We start from the raw sequence: 20,503 nt of genomic DNA, 5'->3' as shown, positions 1-20,503 counted from the left end.
CGTATCGGTTACAACAGCCCGGTCATGTGCGCCGGGCAGGGTCCTATCACGCCTATGTCTGCATAGAGTTCCAGGGCGGTCGCCCCGCAGGCATAGTTGTCACCGATCACTCTAGCTGTGACTTCAGCGCGATGCGTAGCCGCGCCTTCGGCACCGGTCTTGTATTTCGCGGTCATACTGGTTGTGTGACGAAAAGCCGCTGCGACGCGGGTTGCCGTGCCGGATGTGACGCAGAATATGGCGGATCGCGGCACCGGCAGCTTGAAGCGCAGGCACAAAGGGTGTTGGCTTGGAGTAATGGAAATCACTATGCGCACTGCATGTATTAGGCATTGGAGGAACACGTGAGCGAGGCCGACGCCGCCACTTCGGTAAATGTGGCGGAAAAATTGGGTTTCAAAAACGGGGATCTGATTCAGGAGTTCGGTTACGACGACGACGTCGATTTCGACTTGCGTGACGATATAGAGGACCTGACCGGGTCCGAACTTCTGGATGAGGACGACCACGACGTCGTTGACGCTGTCATCTTCTGGTGGCGGGACGGTGACGGGGACCTGGTCGATACGCTTATGGATTCGCTGACTACCCTGAGCGAGAACGGTGTTGTCTGGGTACTGACTCCGAAGTCCGGGCGGCCGGGTTACGTCTCTCCCGCCGACGTTCAGGAAGCCGCCCCCACTGCGGGGCTGCACCTGACCACATCCGCCGGTGTATCCAAGGACTGGAGCGCAACCCGGTTGGTGAGCAGGAAGAATAAGTGACGTCGGGGCTTTCCCTTGGCGGACTGACAGTCGAGGCGGGCGTCGAAACGCAGGTTCCCGCCGTCGGCGAGTCCGCCCCGGACTTTGAGCTCGCGAACCAGTATGGCGAGCCGGTCCGGCTGTCGTCCTTCCGCGGACAGAACGTTGTCCTGGTCTTCTATCCTTTCGCATTCTCCGGCATTTGCACGGGGGAACTGTGCGAGATCCGCGACAATCTGGTTGCCTTCGACGACGCCAACGCCACTGTCCTGGCCATCTCCGTAGACAGCAAGTTCAGCCTGCGGGCCTATGCCGAGCAGGAAGGCTACAGCTTCGACTTGCTGGCCGACTTCTGGCCTCACGGGTCCGTGGCCGGACAATATGGGGTCTTTGATGCGGGAAGCGGAATGGCGCGGCGCGGGACCTTCATCATCGATGCGGCAGGCATTGTCCGCTACGTGGTGGTGAATCCCCGCGGCCAGGCACGCGACCTTGCCGCCTACCGTGATGCCCTGGCGGGTCTGGGCAAGGCCTGACGCCTGATGGAGCGGCGCAGGCACGGTGTGGGGCTCACAGGCTTTGCCAGCATGCCGGTTGCCGGCCCCGCCGCTCTGGCTGCAGCTGAGCTCGACGTCCTTGACCGGATCCGTGACCTTCTCGCCGGCAAGCCCATTGCCCTCCTTACCGGAGCCGGGCTGAGCACTGATTCGGGGATTCCCGACTACCGCGGCCCGGATTCAGCGCCGAGGTCACCCATGACCTACCAGGAGTTTGTGGGGGACCCGGCCAACCGCCAACGGTACTGGGCCCGGAACCATATTGGCTGGTCCCACCTTCGGCAGGCCCATCCCAACGAGGGGCACCGCGCGGCTGCGGAGCTGGAGCGCCGTGGCCTGCTCACCGGCCTCATCACCCAGAATGTGGACCGCCTGCACCAGGAAGCGGGCAGCTTCAACGTAGTGGACCTTCATGGCCGTTTCGACCAGGTTGTCTGTCTGGAGTGCCGCCGCACATATTCGCGGCGCCTGCTTGCCGGAATGCTGGAGGAGCTCAACCCAGGTTTCCTCGAAGCCGCCAGCGCCACCGGCCTGGTGGAGATGGCTCCGGACGCGGACTCGACGGTTGAGGACCAGGCGCTGATTGGCGGCTTTGTTGTCGCTGTCTGCCCGGCCTGCGGCGGGACACTGAAGCCGGATTTTGTGTACTTCGGCGAGAACGTGCCCAAAGAACGGGTTGAACGGTCCTACTCCATGGTGGACGAGGCCGGTGCCCTGTTGGTTGCGGGGTCTTCCCTCACTGTGATGAGCGGGTTGAGATTCGTCCGTCATGCCGCCAAGGAGGGGAAGCCCGTGGTCATTATCAATCGTGGGGATACCCGAGGCGATGACCGGGCCACCATTAAGCTGGATGCCGGCGTCAGTGAAGCCCTGGCCTGGCTCTCGGTCGAGCTGCCGGGCCTGTGACAGGCCCTGCCGATTGGCTTTTGCTCCTGCAGTTCAGGTAGAGTCTATGTTCGTTGGTTGAAGTGTGGAGACGCGTCAATCGGCACTTTGGGTCTTTAGCTCAGCTGGTAGAGCGCCACGTTTACACCGTGGATGTCATCGGTTCGATCCCGGTAGGACCCACCAATTGAAACCCCGTTCGTCCAGGTGTTATGCCGGGAGGAACGGGGTTTTTCGTTTGTGGCAGCCCTCTGTTGACGTGCCGGCGGCTGGCCCTAATGTCGGTGCTGTTGCCTAGTCTTTCCCCATGGAGCATGTGGTGCTGAAAACCGGGTTGAATGGGCAGGCTTCGGCAGTGGTTGTCCGCGGCCGTGAGTGGACGGTGGGAGCTGAGCCGGTTCGGTGGTTTGAGCGCGTGAACTGGTGGGAAGCCCGACGCCGGATGCCCAGGGGTCTCAGCCGGATGGACGTGGAGGTCCTGCAGATACAGGTACGGCTGGGCAACAATACGGCCTCCGCGCTGACAACCATGTTGCTGGAACGGGACGGCCTCGGTGGAGGGTGGCGTCTCAGGGAATCCGTGGCGGACGTGGCATGACCGCCGGGCCCGGCGCGAACGTGACAGCGCCCACCCCCCGGGAGCCAGGGAACGCCTGAAACCGGGCATTGGAAAACCCTCCACCGCGACTATTGGGGGATGCCGCGGTGGAGGGTCTGAGATGAATATACCGTGAACTTCAGGAAACAAAAACTCCACATGCGTGGCACTCGAAATGTTGCATTCGATTTCGACCCAGCCCAAGAGTAGATCCCCTACGCAGCCATTATGATGGTTACTGTTCAGTGGAATGAACGTGCGACTGCAGAGCGGCAGTGCCGCCCGACTATAAGGATAATCATGGCCGATCCCCGTACCTCCCGCTCCTCTGACGGCCTGGGGAGCGCCTCACCGGCGCCGGCGGTCACCAGGGCGGCCGCCGTGATGGAGGCCCTTGCCGCTTCCCCCTCGGGGAGGCTGACATTGAGCGATCTTGCCCGTGAGCTGGGCATCCCTAAGTCATCAACATCCAACCTGCTCCTGGCCCTCGAAGAAGCGCGGCTCATCAGCCGCCAGGGAACGGACTTCACCTTGGGCCGCAAGCTCGTGGAACTTGGCGCTGCCTACCTCAGTCGGCTGGATGAAGTGCAGGAGTTCTACCGATACTGCGAACAGGCGCCCACGCTTTCCGGGGAAACGGTCCGCATTGCCATGCTTGACGGATCAAACGTCATCTACCTGGCCCGTTATGAGGGCCATCCTGCTGTCCGGCTCACGTCCAACATCGGCGACAAGATGCCGGTTTCGCTATGCGCGGTAGGCAAAGTGCTGATCGCACGTCTTCACGACCATGACATCGAAGCCATGTTCCCGGATGATCTCAGGCTTCCGGTGATGACTCCGAAGTCGCTGAGTACGGGAGCCCAGCTCAAGGCGCAAATAAAGACAATCCGTGAAAAGGGTTACGCCTTCGAAGATGAGGAATCCACCACGGGAGTGGTCTGCCTGGCCGTGGCAGTGCCTACACGCGGTGCCCACGGCCCCAGCCTTGGCCTCTCCGTCACGGCCCTGAAAGCAACGTACTCGGACGAGCAAGGATCGCGAATGGTTAAGGAGCTGCAGGAGCTGGCGCATTCCCTGGGCAATCCCATGGGCTGATGCAGGCCTCCGGAAAGGCCATGACCGAAGTTAACCGTCCGCATGATCTATTGCACCGCGTTCAACTTGCTGTACTGTGTTCAACATAGTGATCCGCACAGCAGGTGTCGTCGCTAACCCACCAGGCCAACGGGGGCTTGGTGTGTGCTTAAGGGAGTTCATGTGACAACTCGTACTACATCGCCGCAGACTGACGTGGACGGCGCCGCCGTCGATCCGGAGCAGCTGCGAAGGGCAACTCTTGCCAGCTCTGTAGGCTCTGCACTTGAGTACTACGATTTCTACATTTATGGGCTGGCGTCAGCCCTTATTTTTGGACCTCTCTTCTTTTCGCCGCTGGGCGAAAGCGGTGCGGTCATCGCTTCCTTTGCCACCTACGGCGTGGGTTTTGCCGCCCGGCCGTTTGGCGGTGTGGTGTTCGGCTACATCGGAGACCGCTTCGGCCGGAAGATGGTGCTCATCCTTACCATCGGCCTGATGGGTATGGCCAGTTTCGCCATCGGCCTCCTGCCCACCTTCGAGCAGGCAGGAATGATCGGCGCCGTCATGCTGGTGGCCTTGCGCATCCTCCAGGGCCTGGGTGCCGGTGCCGAACAGGCAGGCGCCACAACGCTGATCTCCGAGGTTGCCCCGCGCCGCCGTCGTGGTTTCTTTGCAGCGCTGCCCTTTGTCGGCATCCAACTGGGCACCTTGCTCGGAGCCGGGACCTTCGCGCTGATGGCAATGGCGGATAAGGAGGTCCTGCAGGGCTGGCTGTGGCGGGTGCCCTTCCTGGCCAGCGTCATCCTTATCGTCATCGCCGTCTTCATCAGGCTCCGCCTCAAGGAGACTCCGGTCTTCCAGGAGCTCGAAAAGCACAAGGCCGTGGTCAAGAACCCCGTCGGCCAGATCTGGAAGCACTCCAAAAAGAACGTGCTTATCGGCATTGGCCTGCGAATGGGTGAAAATGGAAATTCCTCGATCTACTCGGCGCTGCTGGTGTCGTTTATCAGCCTGCCGGCCGGCATTTTTCCGGGCGACAAGTTTATTGGCCCGACAGGCCTCCTGATTGCCGCCGGAGCCGCAGCCATCATGGTGGTCACCTTCGGCGCCCTGTCCGACCGGTTCGGCCGGGTTCCCGTCTACCGCTACGGCGCCCTCTTCCAGGCCGTCATCGCACTGCCGGCGTTCTATCTCGTGACGTTGGGCAATGTCACGCTGGTCTGGACAGTCATGGTGGTGGGCATCGCCCTGGGCGTGCAGTCCATGCTCGGCCCGCAGTGCGCGCTGTTGCCGGAACTTTTCGGTTCCCAGCACCGGTTCACTGGCGTGGCCCTGAGCCGCGAGCTCTCTGCCGTCCTCGCCGGCGGCTTCGCCCCGATGATCGGCGTCGCACTGCTCGCAGCCACCAACCACTCGTGGCTCGTTCCTGCGCTGTACTCGCTGATCCTGGCGTCGATTTCCTTCGCCACCACGTTCTTCACGCCTGAGACCAACGGCCGCGACCTGGTTGTCGTGGAGGATGCACGCTAGGCGGCCACGCAGCCAGAGCAGGCGGCCTCCCGGAGACGGGAGACCGCCTGCTTGCGTGCCCAGGTTTCTGGCAGCTGGCGCACTGACGAGTTCAGGGCGATGTGTCGGCCCCAACAGAGAAGCGGACAACTCCCGGAACGTCACCGCGCCTCTGTCTTTCCGAACTCGCCAGCAACGCCGGATGGTCCTACCCCGTAGGGGCACTGTGGCATGCGTCCAAGCGCGGGATTCATGATCACGCGGTGTAGGTGACCATGAGAGTTTGCGGGCACACAAAGAGCCCCGGCCGGGGTCCTGTCTCCAGGAAGTCCTGCCGGGGCTCGTTGTTAGAGGCTGGCGGTAAGGGAAAACGGGTTTTAGTAGAAGTGGACCGTATCAACGAGGTGGGGAAGGTCGCCGCCGTCGAGGAAGGTGCGGAGGTTGCTGCAGAAACGGTCGGCGATCAGGCGGTTTTCCGCCGCGCTGAGCGCCGAGGTGTGCGGCGACACCATGACCCTGGGGTGGTTCCACAGCGGGCTCTCCGGGGGGAGGGGTTCCACGGCGAAGACGTCCAGGCAGGCGTAGGACACCTGGCCGTTGTCCAGTGCTTCCAGCAGGGCTTCCTCGTCCACCACGGTGCCGCGCCCCACGTTGACGAACACCGTTCCCGGCTTCATTGCCGAAAAAACCTCCCGGTTAAACAGCCGTTCCGTGAACGCAGTCCCGGGCAGGGTGTTCACCACGGCGTCCGCGGAGGCCAGCAGTCCGGCCAGTCCGTCGTTGTCCGCCACCCGTTCGATTCCTTCGATCGGCTCCACGGTACGTTTCGTGCCGCTGACCTTCATGCCCAGGGCACGGGCGATCCGGGCGGTTTCGAGGCCGATCTCTCCCAGCCCCGTAATCACAAGGGTGGATCCGCTGACCAGCCGGGTGGGGGTCCGCAGCTCGGGCCACACCTTGGCTGCCTGGTCCTGCGCAAGTTCGGCGCTGCGCTTGAAACCGTTGAGGATTCCCAGCGCCGCGAATTCAGCCAGAGGCAGGGCGTGGACGCCGGCCGATGTGGTCACCTTGAACTTCTGCAGGGTTTGCTGGTCCAGGCCGGAGGCTTTGACGGCCCCGCCTGCTCCGGCAGCCATGGCGTGGACCCACTGGAGCCGGGGATTTTCACGCGCAATGCGGGCAAGGCCCGCAGGGCTTTCATTGGGTAGGCCGAAGAGAACCTGCGCCCGGTTGAGCGTGGACCAATAGCGCGCTTCCTGCTCAGGCGTCCGGCGGAAATCGGGATCGCCCGAGTGGTCTGCCGGGAAACGCTCCGGCGGCAGCAGGTTGGGTTCGTAGAGGACGGTGACAGAAGGGTCTACGGCGCGGATGCTGTCCACGAGCTCAGCTTCGAGCGGGACGGCGATGGCGACGATTGTTTCAGGCATCATAGTGTTCATCATACTGAATAGCGGCTAGGATATTGAACAGAATTCTTTTCATTAACCACAACGATGTGAGGCGGCGCCAAGCGTGGAAGACAAAATTGCAGGCTTTGTAGGCCTGGGACTCATGGGCAAGCCCATGGCCGCGGGTCTCCTGCGAAGCGGCTGGGATGTCGTGCTTTGGAACCGCTCGTCCGGTGCCCTTGCGGACCTGGAAAAGCTCGGCGGCCGACGGACGGAGGACGTCGCCGATATGCGCGACCTGCCGGTGATCGTCTTTATGCTGCCGGACCTGCCATTTATCAAAGAGGTTGCGGCCGGGCTCCTGGAAAGCTGGCATACTCTGCCCCCGCAGGATGGAACCGTCGTGGTGGTCATGAGCAGCGTTTCGCCCTCGGGCGTCCAGGAGTTTGGCCGTGAGGTGGAGCGGGCAAGCCACGGGCGCGCCTCCGTGATGGACGCTCCGGTCAGTGGCGGAACGGTGGGAGCGGAGGACGGCACCCTGGCGATCATGGCCGGCGGCACCGACGCTGACTTCCGCAGGCTTGAGCCACTCTTCTGGGCCATGGGAACCACCGTGCGTCACATGGGAGCACTGGGAGCCGGGTCGCTCGCCAAGGCCTGCAACCAGCTCATCGTCGGAACCACGACGGCGGCACTCGCCGAAGCAGCGGAACTCGCCGAACGCTCCGGGATGGATGCCGGAGCACTCTTCGAGGTCCTTGCCGGCGGCCTCGCGGGTAGCCGCATCCTGGAGGTTGTGGGACCGCGGCTTGTCCGTAAGGACTATTCGCCCACCGGACCGGCGAAGTTCATGCACAAGGACCTTTCCTTTGTCCTCGACTCAGCCGGAAGGGCTGGTGTGGCGGTGCCAATGGCGACTGCTGCCGCGGAGCTCTATGCGGAACTCAAACGCCAGGGCCTTGGCGACCGCGATATTGCAGTGGTCCGCCAAACAATTTCACAAGTCAGCGATGCACAATGGGGCAGCGTAATGGAAGGGACAGTCTGAGCGTGAGTTCACTTTTTGATTTGACCGGGCGGGTTGCGCTGGTGACGGGTTCGAGCCGGGGGATTGGCAATGCGCTGGCGCGGGCTTTGGCCGACGCGGGTGCGACGGTGGTGTTGAACGGTGTCAACCCGGGGCGGCTTAAGGCGGCTGAGGCGGTGATGGCTGCGGAGTTCGCGCCGGGCCGGGTGCACAGCATCGCGTTTGATGTTACGTCCGACGCCGAGGCGGCGCGGGGTGTGTCGTGGGTGGAGGCGCATGTTGGTCCGTTGGAGATTCTGGTGAACAACGCCGGGATCCAGCACAGGGTGCCCATGCTGGACCTTGACGTCGCCGACTGGGACCGGGTGATCACGACGGACCTGACGAGCGCGTTTTTGGTGGGCCGCGAGGCGGCGCGGCATATGATTCCGCGGGGGCACGGCAAGATCGTCAACATCTGTTCGGTGCAGACGGATCTGGCCCGCCCGACGATCGCGCCGTATGTCGCGGCGAAGGGCGGGCTGCGGAACCTGACGCGGGCCATGACGGCGGAGTGGGCGGGATCGGGACTGCAGATTAATGGGATCGCGCCGGGGTACATCCATACGGAGATGACGCAGAACCTGGTGGATGATGAGCAGTTCAATTCCTGGATCCTGGGCCGGACCCCGGCGAACCGTTGGGGCACGGTGCAGGACCTGGCCGGCCCGGCGGTGTGGCTGGCTTCCAGCGGCTCGGACTTCGTGAACGGCCAGACGATCTTTATCGACGGCGGAATGACGGTGGTGGTCTGATGACGGAGAATACTGTCCTGCCCGGGTCGGAAGTCCCAGAGTCAGCCGTCCCCGGGGCGGTCCTGCCGGTTTCGGGCCTGGCGGTGGTGGCGCACGCTGCCGGTGACCTGCGCATCGAGGACTTCCCTTTGACTCCACCAGCCCCGGACCAGGCTGTGGTTGAGGTAGCCTATGGCGGCATTTGCGGCTCGGACCTGCACTACTGGCTCCATGGTGCGGCGGGGGAGTCCGTCCTGAAGGCGCCGCTGGTGCTCGGACACGAAATCGTGGGCGTCGTGGTCCGTGCCGCGGCGGACGGCACAGGTCCCGCCGCGGAAACGCCGGTGGCTGTGCATCCGGCGACGCCCGGCCCTGGCGCCGGGGACGTCCGGTACCCGGCGGACCGGCCCAACCTCTCGCCGGGCTGCACCTATCTGGGCAGCGCTGCCCGCTTCCCGCATACCGACGGGGCGTTCGCCCGGTACGTGAACCTGCCCACCCGGATGCTGCGGGTCCTGCCCGCGGGCCTGGATCTGCGGACCGCGGCACTGATCGAGCCTGCCTCGGTGGCCTGGCACGCGGTGGCCCGGGCCGGGGACGTTCAGGGCAAGACGGCACTGGTGATCGGGTCCGGGCCCATCGGCGCGCTGGTGGTCGCGGTCCTGAAACGGGCCGGCGCGGCCCGGATCACCGCCGTGGACATGCACACCAAACCGCTGGAGATCGCCCAAGCGGTCGGGGCGGACGAGGTGATCACCGCCGGTGATGCGGGCGCGATCGCGGCGGTGCAGGCCGACGTCGTGATTGAATCCTCCGGCAACCATCACGGGCTGGCCTCCGCGATCCAGGGCGCGGCCCGCGGCGGGACGGTGGTCATGGTCGGGCTCCTGCCATCGGGGCCCCAGCCGGTCCTGATCTCGCTGGCCATCACCCGCGAACTCGACCTCAAAGGCTCCTTCCGCTTCAACGACGAGATCGACGACGTCATCACGGCGCTGGCCGACGGCTCGCTCCAGATCGACCCCGTCATCACCCACGACTTTCCGCTGGCCCAGGCCCTCGAAGCCTTCGACGTCGCGCGGAACTCGGCAGAATCAGGAAAAGTACTCCTCAGCTTCGGCCCCAACTAGAAAAGTCCAGCGCGAACGTACACTTGAGGCCCTGCCCGCAGGGCCTCAAGTGTACGTTCGCGCTCAGTCCCGGCGGACGGGGATGAAAACCCTCGGCTGGTCCGTCCAGGTTTTGGACATCCGCGACATGGTGCGGCGCATGATCCTCTCCGACGCCGCCCTGGCTGCGGGGGCGTCCCCGGCGGCCACCGCTTCGGCGAGATCAACATGCCACTGCAGTGCCGCCTCATGGGGGTGGTCCGGCATCAGACCGTGTACGGTCCGGCCCGTCAGCGTTTCGGCCACCTGGCCCATGAGGTTTGCAAACATTTCGTTTCCGGACCCGGAGAGGAGAACAGAATGGAAGGCGATGTCCAGTTCCAGGAACCGCGGGACGTCCCCGGCGTGGCCGGCGTCGCGCAGGTCATGGGCAATGTCCACCAGTTCCCGGCGAAGGCGGGCCGGCGCATTGAGGGCGGCCAGCTCTGCAGCCGCCGGCTCGACGGCGGAACGCAGCTCGGCAAGTGACCGCAGCTGTGCGCCCCTGCCGTTGCTGGACAGCCGCCAGCGGATCACCTGGGAGTCGAAAGGATTCCAGCTGCTGGACGGAAGGACGCGGATACCCACGCGCTTGGTGGTTTCAACAAGTCCCAGGGACTGCAGCACGCGCACTGCCTCGCGGATCACCGAACGGGAGACCTTGAGCTCGTCCTCCAGCTGCTCTGCCAGCATGATGTGGCCAGCGGGAAGATCGCCGGCCACAATACGGGTGCCAAGATTCTCAATGGCACGGTGGTGCAGGCTGGTCGACATGAAGATAAGCCTAATGCGATTCTTGGCCCTGGTGCTGCCAGCAAGGATTGCCACGGCCCCCCCTGGGGAACGGCGTCCGACACCGGCAGAAGCACGCGGCATTCCACAAAGTGGGCGCCACTTTCCCGAAGCCGTCGGAATATATATGCTTTATTCGGATCCCTTGGTTCGTAACTGCTCGCTCCGCAGCCCATGCGGGGCCACCTTGCACATCCATTGCACAGAAATGAATTGGAGTTTTTGATGTCAGCACACATCGGTGTCACCGGCCTTGCGGTGATGGGAGCCAACCTGGCGCGTAACCTGGCCCGGAATGGCTTTACCGTTGCCCTGCACAACCGGTCGGTAGAAAAGACTGACGCACTGCTGGAAAAGCACGGCACGGACGGCGACTTCGTCCGGACCGAGACCCTGCAGGAACTGGTTGACTCGCTGGAGAAGCCGCGCCGCGTACTGATCATGGTCAAGGCCGGCAAACCGGTCGACTCGGTCATCGAGCAGCTGGAGCCCCTGCTGGAAGCCGGCGACATCATCATCGACGCCGGCAACTCGCACTACGAGGACACCCGCCGCCGCGAAGCCGCGCTGGCCAAGAAGGACCTGCACTTCGTGGGCGTCGGCGTGTCCGGCGGTGAAGAAGGCGCCCTGAACGGTCCGTCGATTATGCCGGGCGGCTCGAAAGAGTCCTATGACGCCCTCGGCCCGCTGCTGGAGAAGATTTCCGCCAAGGTCGACGGCGAGCCCTGCTGCGCCTGGATTGGCACCGACGGCGCCGGCCACTTCGTCAAGATGGTCCACAACGGCATCGAATACGCCGACATGCAGGTTATCGGTGAAGCATTCGACCTCCTCCGCTCGGGTGCAGGCATCGAGCCGGCCGAGCAGGCCAAGATCTTCACCGAGTGGAACAAGGGGGACCTGTCGTCCTTCCTGATTGAAATCTCCGCCGAGGTCCTGGGCCACGTTGACGCCAAGACGGGCAAACCGTTCGTTGATGTCGTGGTTGATGCTGCAGGTCAGAAGGGTACCGGACGCTGGACGGTCATTTCCGCCCTTGAACTCGGTTCCCCGGTCTCCGGAATCGCCGAGTCCGTGTTCGCCCGCGCCCTCTCCTCCCAGGCTGAACAGCGCAGGCTCGGCCAGGAACTGCTGGCCGGCGAGGAAGCCTCCGTGGAAATCCCCGACACCTTTGTCGAGGACGTCCGCCAGGCGCTGTACGCCTCCAAGCTGGTCTCCTATGCCCAGGGCCTGGACATGCTGACGTCCGCCGCCAAGGAATATGGCTGGGATCTCAAGCTGGACGAGATTGCCTCCCTGTGGCGTGCAGGCTGCATCATCCGCGCTGAGCTGCTCAAAGACATCACCAAGGCTTACGCCGCAGAAGAGAAGCCGGCCAACCTGCTGTTCGCACCGGCCTTCACCAAGGCCATCGCCGAGGTCCTGCCCGCGTGGCGCCGGGTGGTCGCCACAGCCGTCCAGCTGGGCATTCCCGTGCCGGTCTTCTCGTCCTCGCTCGCGTACTACGACGGCCTGCGCCGCAAGCGCGTCGCCGCCGCCCTGATCCAGGGCCAGCGCGACCTCTTCGGAGCCCACACCTACGGCCGTGTTGACGCCGAGGGCACCTTCCACACCCTGTGGGGCGAAGACAAGTCCGAGATTGAAGCTGTAGACACGCACTAGCCATCGGCTAACGCCTTACAGCACAGTACTGGGACAGCACAGTCCTGAGACAACGCCGGCCGGCAGTTCCCCGCTACTCTGGGAGCTGCCGGCCGGTGCTGTTCCGACGGCAACTGCGGTATCCGCCCAGCGAGGGAGTCCAGCATGGCCAAGCCAGTAGCATTCGTCACCGGAGCCTCGACCGGGATCGGCTTCGAAGCGGCCAGGAAACTCAGCAGTAACGGCTTCACGGTCTATGCGGGGGCTCGCCGCGTTGACCGGATGGAACCGCTGAAGGCCCTCGGGGTCCAGGTCCTGTCGCTGGACGTGACGGACGAGGCATCCATGCGCGCCGCCGTCGGACGTGTATTGGCGGAGCATGGGCGGATAGATGTGCTGGTGAACAACGCCGGGTACGGCTCCTTCGGCGCATTGGAAGAAGTTGACCTGGCCGAAGGGCGCCGGCAGTTCGAGGTCAATGTCTTCGGCCTGGCGAGGATGACGCAACTTGTGCTGCCTGCGATGCGGAAGGCCGGCCGGGGGCGGATCATCAATGTCTCGTCCATCGGCGGGAAGTTCTATGAGCCGCTCGGCGCCTGGTACCACGGCACGAAGTTCGCCGTGGAGGGGATGAGCGATGCGTTGCGGCTTGAGCTGAAGCCGCACGGCATCAGCGTCTCCATCATTGAACCGGCCAGCACCATTTCCGAATGGGGAGGAATTGCGGCCGAAGGCCTGTTGGCAACCAGCGGGAAAGGACCCTACGCCCGGCAGGCGCGGGAAATGGCGGCCACGCTGGCCTCGACGGACAGGGCGGAGACGTCTACGCTGCCGGAGGTCATCGCCGACGCGGTGCTGCACGCGGCCAGTTCCGCACGGCCCCGGACCCGCTACCCGGTGGGGCGCGGCGCCCGGGCCATTCTGGCACTGAGGAGGATCCTGCCGGACCGGCTGTTCGACCCGGTGGTCATGCTCGTGCTCAAGCGGGTGGCCGCCCGGTGAGCCTCAGATGCGGTATTCGATGTCGTACTCGGCCGGATCGACAGCGGGAGTGGTTTCACGCTGGGCATCCCTGTGGCGCCACTTGGCCGGCACCCCGGTAACGATCGATTCCGGCGGGGCGTCCTTCACCACAACGGCGTTGGCACCGACGGCGCTGTCCCGACCAATGGTGATGGGCCCCAGGATCTTGGCTCCTGCCCCGATGGTGACCCTGTCCCCGATGGTGGGGTGCCGCTTGACCTTGGCCAGCGAGCGGCCGCCAAGCGTCACACCGTGATACATCATCACGTCCTCGCCGATTTCGGCGGTCTCGCCGATAACGACGCCCATGCCGTGGTCAATGAAGAACCGGCGGCCGATGGTGGCGCCTGGGTGGATTTCGATCCCGGTCAGGAAACGGCCCAACTGGGACACGAGCCGCGCCGGGAAGCGCAGGGCCGGGTTCTCCCACATCTGGTGCGTCAGCCGGTGGATCCAGATGGCGTGGAGCCCTGAATAGGCGAAAAAGTTCTCAAAAGAACCTCGAGCCGCCGGGTCGTGGGACCGGGCGGCGTCGAGGTCTTCCTTCAGTCTTGCGAAAAAGGCCACAAAGTTCTTTCTACAGGAAACGGCCGGAGAACGGACTAATCAGCCGCGGATGTCGTCATAGAGCACGGTGGAGATGTAACGCTCGCCGAAGTCGCAGACGACGGCGACGATCAGCTTGCCGGCGTTCTCGGGGCGCTTGGCCAGTTCCAGTGCGCCCCAGACGATGGCGCCGGAGGAGATGCCGCCGAGGATGCCTTCCTTGATGCCGAGCTCACGGGCGACGCGCACGGAGTCCTCCAGGGTGGCGTCCAGGACCTCGTCGTATACGTTGGTGTCCAGGATTTCCGGCACGAAGTTGGCGCCGATGCCCTGGATCTTGTGCGGTCCGGGAGCGCCGCCGTTCAGGATGGCGGAGTCCTTCGGCTCGATGGCGACGATCTGTACCTCGGGCTTGCGTTCCTTCAGGACCTGGCCGACGCCGGTGATGGTGCCGCCGGTGCCGATGCCGGAGACGAAGATGTCCACCTTGCCGTCGGTGTCGGACCAGATTTCCTCAGCCGTGGTGCTGCGGTGGATCTCAGGGTTGGCCTCGTTGGCGAACTGCTGGGCCCAGATGGAGTTCTCCGTGTTGGCAACGATTTCCTGTGCCTTCTCCACGGCGCCGCGCATGCCTTCGGAGCCGGGGGTCAGGACAATTTCGGCACCGAACGCACGGAGCATGACGCGGCGTTCCGTTGACATGGTTTCCGGCATGGTCAGGATGACCTTGTAACCGCGGGCGGCACCAACCATGGCCAGTGCGATCCCGGTGTTTCCGGACGTACCCTCAACGATGGTCCCGCCGGGCTTGAGGGCGCCGGACTTCTCCGCCGCGTCAACAATGGCCACTCCGATGCGGTCCTTGACGCTGTTGGCCGGGTTGTAGAACTCAAGCTTGACGGCAACAGTGGCACCCAGGCCTTCGCTCAGCCGGTTCAGTCGGACCAGCGGAGTGCCGCCAACCAGCTGCGTTACGTCGTCATAGATCCGTGCCATGTAGATACGCCTATCTCTCAAGTGTGAATGCTGAGGTCAGCCTAACGAGGGCGGCGCAACCGTTGCTAAGCATTAAGCCATGCAGAGTAATATTTCCTGGCCTTGGCCAGCTTGGGGTTGATGATCACCTGGCAGTACCCCTGCTCGGGGTGCTTGGCGTAGTAATCCTGGTGGAAGTCCTCCGCCACGTGGAACCGGGGCAGGCGGCTGACCTCGGTGACGATCGGGTGCGACCACAGCGCCTGGTTGCGTTCGATGGCTTCCTCGAACAGGATCTTCTCCTCGGTGGTTTCGTAGAACATGGACGAGCGGTACTGCGTGCCGACGTCGTATCCCTGCCGGTTGAGCGTTGTCGGATCGTGCAGCGCGAAGAACATGTCCAGGATGATCTCAGCGGGGATCACGTCCTCGTCAAAGGTCACTGCCACCACCTCGGCATGCCCCGTACCCCCGTCGCAGACAGAGTAGTAGTCGGGATTCGGATCGTGGCCGCCGGTGTAGCCGGAAACCACTGAACTGACGCCCTTGGTTTTTTGGTAGACGGCGTCAAGGCACCAGAAGCAGCCGCCGCCAAGTACAAAAGTTTTCATGACCTCTTCAATGGTTGGGCGCCCCGAATGATTCCCCGACAACCCTGCGGGACGGTGACACATGCAGGACAGGGCGCCGAATGGGGTAAAACTGAGACTATGGAACCTGTAGACAGCGGCGTTGCAGATGCGGAACCGCACGACGACGGCACCTCCCGGGAGGAAGCCCCTGCGGCAGACGAGACGGTCCCGCCCACGCTGGGGCAGGTGTTGCTGGCAGTAGAGGAATTGTGGCCCGAATCCCTGGCCGAGAGCTGGGATGAGGTGGGCCTGGTGGCAGGCCGGCCGTCCGCTCCCATCACACGAATCATGTTTGCCGTCGATCCCACGCTGGAAGTCATCGAAGAAGCTGTGGAGTGGGGAGCGGAGCTGCTCATCACCCACCATCCGCTGCTCCTCAAGGGTGTGACCTCGGTGGCGGCCACTACGGCTAAAGGCAAGGCAATCCACCGGCTGATCGAATCCGGAACCGCACTGCTGACCGTCCATACCAACGGTGATTCCGCCGTCGGCGGTGTCTCAGACGTTTTGGCAGACGCACTGGGGCTGGAAGAGGTTGCACCCCTGACGCTCGCCAGCAACGGCCTGCCCGAAGAGGGCATCGGGCGGGTGGGTCAGCTGGCTGACGTGATGAGCCTCGGGGACTTCGCCGCACGGGTTTTCGGCATCCTGCCCTCCGTGGCCGGGGGAGTGCGCGTCTCCGGCGACAAAGACGGCCTGGTTCGCCGGATCGCGGTCTGCGGCGGCGCGGGCGATTCGCTGTTCAATGAGGTGCTGGCCAGCAATGCGGATGTCTTCGTCACGGCGGACCTCCGGCACCACCCGGCGTCAGAGGCCAGGGAAGCCGCCGTGGACGGCCGGCCCTACCTCATCGACGTCTCCCACTTCGCGAGCGAATGGCTGTGGTTGCCTGCCGCCGCGTCCGCGCTCGGCAATGTGCTCTCCGACCAGGGCCATGACGTGGAGATCCAAGTGAGCACCACCAACAGCGATCCATGGGACTTCATACTGACTCCGGGCTAAGCCTGGTTTGCGAGGCAGGGGAGCAGGCCAGGCGCTAGAGTCTATAGAGCGCCGGTTCGGTGCCCGGCTTCGGCCGGTGGGATCAAGCGGAGGTAACAGTGGCTAAGGCAGCACCGGCGGAACAGTTGAAGTTGCTCGAATTGCAGGGACTCGACGCCAAGCTGAAGTCGCTCGCCAACCGGCGCCGTGCATTGGACACTGATCCCCGGATCACCGACCTCCAGTCCGCCCTATCGGTCGCCAACGGCGAGCTCGGTGCCGCCAAGGTGGCCGTCCATGACGCAGAGGCCGAGCTGAAGCGGGCAGAGGCCGACGTCGAACAGGTCGCCTCCCGCATTGAGCGCGACGAAGCCAGGCTCAACAGCGGAACGGGGCTGTCCAAGGACCTCGTGGCCCTGCAGAAGGACATCGCGTCGCTGAACAAGCGCCGCTCGGACCTCGAGGATGTGGAGCTGGAAGTCTTGGAGCGGCTGGACCTGCTCCGTGCCAAGCAGGCGGCCCAGCAGCTGATTGTGGACAACATCCAAGGCTCCTTCGGCGGAATCCGCGCCGAACTCGACGAGGCACTGGCCAAAGTGGACGCCGAAGCCCGCGAGGTTCGTAGCAAACGCGCTGAATTCGCCGCCAGCCTCGACAGCGGGCTGCTGGCTGTTTACGAGAAAACGCTGGCCAAGCGTGGGGTGGGCGCCGCACGGCTGTTCCACGGAACGTCCGAAGCCTCAGGAATGAAGCTGAGCCCCGGCGACCTTGCCGAGATCAAGGCAGCAGCCGAGGACGACATTGTGTTCTGCCCGGACTCGGGTGCCATCCTGGTGCGCTCCGCCGAGTGGAACGCACCCTCCCCAACTGGGTAGCAGCAGATGCTCTTTTGAGGGCTCATAAGGACATCTGCTGCGACCTAGTTGGGCAGGATGATGTTCAGGGCGTGCGGCTTACGGGCTGTACCGTCAACCAACTCCGCTTCCCACTTCTCGCCGGCCGCCTTCAGCAATTGCAACGGCGTCTGCGGGGCGTTGCCTCGGCGGACCAGCAGGTGCCGCGCCAGTTCCCCGCGGGTGTGCTTCGCGAAGTGGCTCACCACCTTGCGCACGCCGCCCACCTCAGTGAAAACGTTGACGGCCACGGTCTGCTGCGGCGGCGGGGCCCACGCCGCCGAGTAGGTGCTGGAGCGGCAGTCCACCAGCAGATGCCCGGAAGAGGCCTCTGTGAGGGCCTCCGCCAGCTGCGGCTTCCAGAAAGAGGCGAGGCGGCCGACGTCGGGCAGTGCCGTTCCCATCGACAGCCGGTAGGCGGGCACCCGGTCGGCGAAACGGATGGCTCCCCACAGCGCGGAAACCACCAGCACTGAATCGTCGGCCTTTCGGCGTTGCGCCGGCGTCAGGGAGTTGTAACCGAGGGCGTCGTACAGCACTCCGGAATAGATCTGGTGGGCAGGAGCCGCCGGTTCCGCGTGCAGCCGGGTGTTGCGATCGACGTCGTCCTTCAGCGATGACCCGACGCCCAGGAGTGCCAGGGCATCATCGTGGGCGCTCACGGTTCCCAGCGCCTCAAGCACTTTGGCCCGGTACGTGTTGAGTGCCGGGAAGCTGAGGGAGGGCCAGTCGACGGCGGATCCACGAACTGCGGGGGTCTTGCCTTCGGAGGGGGGAAGCAGAATCAGCACCGTACGATCCTACCGGCGACTTCCGGCGCCTACTTCCGACGGTAGAATGGACGCCGGATGGGTTGACCAGGCGGCCGCGCGTCACGCAAGTGGCTCGAGGAACGTCCGGGCTCCGCAGGGCAGGGTGGTGGGTAACGCCCACTCGGGGTAACCCGCAGGCCAGTGCCACAGAGAACAGACCGCCTGTATCGCGCCGGTTTGAAAGCGGCACGAAACAGGTAAGGGTGAAACGGTGGTGTAAGAGACCACCAGCTTCCCGGGTGACCGGGAAGGCTAGGTAAACCCCACCCGGAGCAAGGCCAGACAGGACACGTTTGAGGGCTGCCCGCCCGAGTGTCCGGGTAGGCCGCTGGAGGGCGTCGGCAACGGCGTCCGTAGATGGATGGCCGCTACTCCCGCGCTGGTAACGGCACGGGAGCACAGAACCCGGCGTATCGGTCAACCCATCCACATATCTTCAACCGGCCGGGCATGTGAGTGACTTCACGCCCGCCGGGTCCGTTCAGGGCCCCCCACCGGCTTAGAATGGAGAGCGAACGTAGAAGTTCTGCCGCCGGGTCTGCGTTCGCAGCCGGTGGCTTTTCTTTGCGCTTCTCCAAAATGTCCGGGGAGGACCGAATCCCCGCCGACGCTTGCGCCCCGGAATACCTCCGGCGGCCGCCCTCCGCGTACGAGGACGTATGTGGTTGACCCAAGGAAGGTAGTTCTGTGAGCCAGACGTCAGATTCTTGTCTTGATACGTGGATGGGCCGGGAGGCCCTGGCCGAGGCCATGATTCCGGTGATCGGCCGGCTGTACCGCGAAAACAACGTGGTGACCAGCATCCACGGCCGCAGCCTGATCAACAAGTCCACCATGAACATCCTGAAGGCGCACCGTTTCGCCCGCCGCATGAGCAAGGATGAGCTGCTGCTGGAGGAAACGGCCCCGCTGCTGAATGCGCTCGCCGGCCTGGAGCTGGGCGCGGCAGCGATCGATATTGCCCGCCTGAACCAGAAGTTCAAGGCAGAGGGCGACGGCGTCACCCTGGAAGAGTTCCTCCGCGCCGAACTTGCCGAGGTAGTAGGCAAGCGCGGCGCCGACGACCGCACCAGCACCGACGTTGTGCTCTACGGCTTCGGCCGGATCGGCCGCCTCCTGGCCCGCCTGCTCATCGAAAAGGCGGGCGGCGGCCACGGCCTCCGCCTGCGCGCCATCGTGGTGCGCCGCGGCTCCGACAAGGACCTCTCCAAGCGTGCCAGCCTCCTGCGCCGCGACTCCGTCCACGGCTCCTTCGAAGGCACGATCCGCGTGGACGAGGACGCCAACACCATCACCGCCAACGGTGTCCAGGTCCAGGTCATCTACTCGGACAACCCCGCCACGATCGACTACACCACCTACGGCATCCGTGATGCGCTCGTGGTGGACAACACCGGCCGCTGGCGCGACGCAGAGGGCCTGTCCCAGCACCTGCAGAGCAAGGGTGTTTCCCGTGTTCTCCTGACCGCGCCCGGCAAGGGCGAGCTGAAGAACATTGTGCACGGCATCAACCACGGCACCATCCAGGACTCGGACACCATCGTTTCCGCCGCTTCCTGCACAACGAACGCCATCACCCCGGTCCTGAAGGCCATCAATGACAAGTTCGGCGTGGTCCACGGCCACGTGGAGACCGTCCACTCCTTCACCAACGACCAGAACCTTATTGACAACTTCCACAAGGGTGACCGCCGCGGCCGCTCCGCCGCCCTGAACATGGTCATCACCGAGACCGGTGCCGCCAAGGCCGTGGCAAAGGCACTGCCCGAGCTGCTCGGTAAGCTCACCGGCAGCTCCATCCGCGTGCCCACCCCTGACGTCTCCCTGGCGATCCTCAACCTCAGCCTGGAGAACGGGACCACCAAGGACGAGGTCAACAACTACCTGCGGGAGATGTCGCTGCACTCGGACCTGCGCAAGCAGATCGACTACATCGATTCACCCGAGGTTGTTTCCACCGACTTCGTCGGTTCCCGCCGTGCCGGCATCGTTGACGGCCTTGCGACGATCTCGAACGAGAAGAACCTGGTCCTTTACGTCTGGTACGACAACGAGTTCGGCTACAGCTGCCAGGTGGTCCGGGTCATGGAGGAAATGGCCGGCGTCAACCCGCCGTCGTTCCCTGCCAAGGAACCCGCCGCGGCGCTGGCGGCCATCGCCGTCTGATTCGGCCCTCCCGTGCAATTTCCCGGCTGGTTCTCTGGAATCAGCCGGGAAACGGGACCACACTGGTGGCATGAATAACGAAACTCTTCACGACACCACCCTTGAACACGCCCTGGACGTTGCAAAGGCCAATCACAAACAGGCCATCCGGCTCCTGGAAGACGCCCAGGCCGCCTACAAGGCGGGAGACATCAGCGAGGAGCGAGTGCGCCAGCTCGAAGAGCTCCTGCACATAGCTGCGGAAGATCTCAAGAGGGTGACCCGGGAGCAATAACAACCATCCCGGACCGCCACCTCTCCCCAACACTGTGGATATCGGTCCCGGTATCAGGGC

Annotated in this window: 21 protein-coding genes, 1 tRNA gene and 1 other RNA gene; 17 read left to right on the top strand and 6 right to left on the bottom strand. The window is 64.1% G+C overall.

Going from position 1 to position 20,503, the window contains the following annotated elements:
- The first annotated feature begins 344 nt into the window (after positions 1–344).
- The 7 genes from AU175_RS16525 (at position 345) to AU175_RS16495 (ending at position 5,393) form a co-directional block, all read left to right on the top strand.
- A complete protein-coding gene (locus AU175_RS16525; RefSeq protein ID WP_066292120.1) occupies positions 345–764 on the top strand; it encodes a DUF3052 domain-containing protein in 420 nt (139 codons plus the stop codon).
- Positions 761–1,279 (top strand): peroxiredoxin, encoded by a 519-nt coding sequence (locus AU175_RS16520; protein WP_442855333.1) that lies wholly within the window; start codon positions 761–763, stop codon positions 1,277–1,279. Before AU175_RS16525 ends, AU175_RS16520 begins: the two co-directional genes overlap by 4 nt.
- A gap of 6 nt (positions 1,280–1,285) precedes the next feature.
- The gene (locus AU175_RS16515; protein ID WP_066292117.1) at positions 1,286–2,206 is read left to right on the top strand and encodes an NAD-dependent protein deacetylase; all 921 of its coding nucleotides are present in this window, start codon (positions 1,286–1,288) and stop codon (positions 2,204–2,206) included.
- 89 nt (positions 2,207–2,295) lie between these two features.
- Positions 2,296–2,371 (top strand) — tRNA-Val (locus AU175_RS16510).
- Between the two features lie 121 nt (positions 2,372–2,492).
- Entirely contained in the window at positions 2,493–2,783 is a 291-nt protein-coding gene (locus AU175_RS16505) for a hypothetical protein (RefSeq protein WP_066292110.1), read from the top strand.
- Positions 2,784–3,083: 300 nt separating this feature from the next.
- The gene (locus tag AU175_RS16500; protein WP_066292108.1) at positions 3,084–3,881 is read left to right on the top strand and encodes an IclR family transcriptional regulator; all 798 of its coding nucleotides are present in this window, start codon (positions 3,084–3,086) and stop codon (positions 3,879–3,881) included.
- Positions 3,882–4,043: 162 nt separating this feature from the next.
- A complete protein-coding gene (locus AU175_RS16495; RefSeq protein ID WP_066292105.1) occupies positions 4,044–5,393 on the top strand; it encodes an MFS transporter in 1,350 nt (449 codons plus the stop codon).
- A 356-nt stretch (positions 5,394–5,749) separates the two neighbouring features.
- Here the strand turns inward: AU175_RS16495 and AU175_RS16490 are convergent, their stop codons facing one another.
- On the bottom strand, positions 5,750–6,814 hold the full coding sequence (locus AU175_RS16490; protein ID WP_066292103.1) for a D-2-hydroxyacid dehydrogenase: 1,065 nt from the start codon (positions 6,812–6,814) through the stop codon (positions 5,750–5,752).
- A 70-nt stretch (positions 6,815–6,884) separates the two neighbouring features.
- Between AU175_RS16490 and AU175_RS16485 the strand changes: the two genes are divergently transcribed.
- Genes AU175_RS16485 through AU175_RS16475 form a run of 3 tightly spaced genes read left to right on the top strand, consistent with a single transcriptional unit; the run spans position 6,885 to position 9,690 of the window.
- The gene (locus AU175_RS16485; protein WP_082979260.1) at positions 6,885–7,808 is read left to right on the top strand and encodes an NAD(P)-dependent oxidoreductase; all 924 of its coding nucleotides are present in this window, start codon (positions 6,885–6,887) and stop codon (positions 7,806–7,808) included.
- A gap of 2 nt (positions 7,809–7,810) precedes the next feature.
- Complete coding sequence (locus AU175_RS16480; protein WP_066292098.1) at positions 7,811–8,581, top strand: SDR family oxidoreductase; 771 nt, start codon at positions 7,811–7,813, stop codon at positions 8,579–8,581.
- Positions 8,581–9,690 (top strand): L-idonate 5-dehydrogenase, encoded by a 1,110-nt coding sequence (locus AU175_RS16475; RefSeq protein WP_082979259.1) that lies wholly within the window; start codon positions 8,581–8,583, stop codon positions 9,688–9,690. The genes AU175_RS16480 and AU175_RS16475 overlap by 1 nt, the downstream gene beginning before the upstream one ends.
- 63 nt (positions 9,691–9,753) lie before the next feature.
- Here AU175_RS16475 and AU175_RS16470 read toward each other — a convergent pair whose 3' ends face one another.
- Entirely contained in the window at positions 9,754–10,482 is a 729-nt protein-coding gene (locus AU175_RS16470) for a FadR/GntR family transcriptional regulator (protein WP_066294325.1), read from the bottom strand.
- A gap of 243 nt (positions 10,483–10,725) precedes the next feature.
- Here AU175_RS16470 and gndA point away from each other — a divergent pair, with 243 nt between their 5' ends.
- Positions 10,726–12,162: an NADP-dependent phosphogluconate dehydrogenase gene (gene gndA, locus AU175_RS16465; RefSeq protein ID WP_066292096.1), complete on the top strand. Its 1,437-nt coding sequence runs from the start codon at positions 10,726–10,728 to the stop codon at positions 12,160–12,162.
- A 144-nt stretch (positions 12,163–12,306) separates the two neighbouring features.
- Entirely contained in the window at positions 12,307–13,143 is an 837-nt protein-coding gene (locus AU175_RS16460; protein WP_066292093.1) for an oxidoreductase, read from the top strand.
- A 3-nt stretch (positions 13,144–13,146) separates the two neighbouring features.
- Here AU175_RS16460 and epsC read toward each other — a convergent pair whose 3' ends face one another.
- The 3 genes from epsC to msrA all read right to left on the bottom strand — a co-directional run bounded on the left by epsC (position 13,147) and on the right by msrA (position 15,296).
- Positions 13,147–13,731, bottom strand: a complete 585-nt coding sequence (gene epsC, locus AU175_RS16455; RefSeq protein WP_066292091.1) for a serine O-acetyltransferase EpsC — start codon at positions 13,729–13,731, stop codon at positions 13,147–13,149.
- 39 nt (positions 13,732–13,770) lie between these two features.
- The gene (gene cysK, locus AU175_RS16450) at positions 13,771–14,706 is read right to left on the bottom strand and encodes a cysteine synthase A (RefSeq protein ID WP_066292084.1); all 936 of its coding nucleotides are present in this window, start codon (positions 14,704–14,706) and stop codon (positions 13,771–13,773) included.
- Positions 14,707–14,771: 65 nt separating this feature from the next.
- The gene (msrA, locus tag AU175_RS16445; RefSeq protein ID WP_066292081.1) at positions 14,772–15,296 is read right to left on the bottom strand and encodes a peptide-methionine (S)-S-oxide reductase MsrA; all 525 of its coding nucleotides are present in this window, start codon (positions 15,294–15,296) and stop codon (positions 14,772–14,774) included.
- Positions 15,297–15,395: 99 nt separating this feature from the next.
- Between msrA and AU175_RS16440 the strand changes: the two genes are divergently transcribed.
- Both AU175_RS16440 and AU175_RS16435 read left to right on the top strand, forming a co-directional pair.
- Positions 15,396–16,319 (top strand): Nif3-like dinuclear metal center hexameric protein, encoded by a 924-nt coding sequence (locus AU175_RS16440; RefSeq protein WP_066292078.1) that lies wholly within the window; start codon positions 15,396–15,398, stop codon positions 16,317–16,319.
- A 98-nt stretch (positions 16,320–16,417) separates the two neighbouring features.
- Positions 16,418–17,173: a zinc ribbon domain-containing protein gene (locus AU175_RS16435; RefSeq protein WP_066292076.1), complete on the top strand. Its 756-nt coding sequence runs from the start codon at positions 16,418–16,420 to the stop codon at positions 17,171–17,173.
- Between the two features lie 44 nt (positions 17,174–17,217).
- Here the strand turns inward: AU175_RS16435 and AU175_RS16430 are convergent, their stop codons facing one another.
- On the bottom strand, positions 17,218–17,982 hold the full coding sequence (locus AU175_RS16430) for a YaaA family protein (RefSeq protein WP_066292074.1): 765 nt from the start codon (positions 17,980–17,982) through the stop codon (positions 17,218–17,220).
- A 58-nt stretch (positions 17,983–18,040) separates the two neighbouring features.
- Between AU175_RS16430 and rnpB the strand changes: the two genes are divergently transcribed.
- From rnpB to AU175_RS16415, 3 genes are all read left to right on the top strand, one after another.
- Positions 18,041–18,432: RNase P RNA component class A (gene rnpB / locus AU175_RS16425), an RNA gene on the top strand.
- A gap of 258 nt (positions 18,433–18,690) precedes the next feature.
- Positions 18,691–20,169 carry a glyceraldehyde-3-phosphate dehydrogenase gene (locus tag AU175_RS16420; protein ID WP_082979258.1) on the top strand — a complete coding sequence of 493 codons (1,479 nt, stop codon included), beginning with the start codon at positions 18,691–18,693 and terminating at the stop codon, positions 20,167–20,169.
- A 70-nt stretch (positions 20,170–20,239) separates the two neighbouring features.
- Complete coding sequence (locus tag AU175_RS16415) at positions 20,240–20,443, top strand: hypothetical protein (RefSeq protein ID WP_066292068.1); 204 nt, start codon at positions 20,240–20,242, stop codon at positions 20,441–20,443.
- The last annotated feature ends 60 nt before the right edge of the window (positions 20,444–20,503 follow it).

Source organism: Arthrobacter sp. B6 (assembly GCF_001663775.1).
Taxonomy (GTDB): Bacteria; Actinomycetota; Actinomycetes; order Actinomycetales; family Micrococcaceae; genus Arthrobacter.
The sequence above is the reverse complement of the archived record's forward strand: the minus strand, read 5'-3'. Positions and strand labels throughout refer to the sequence as shown.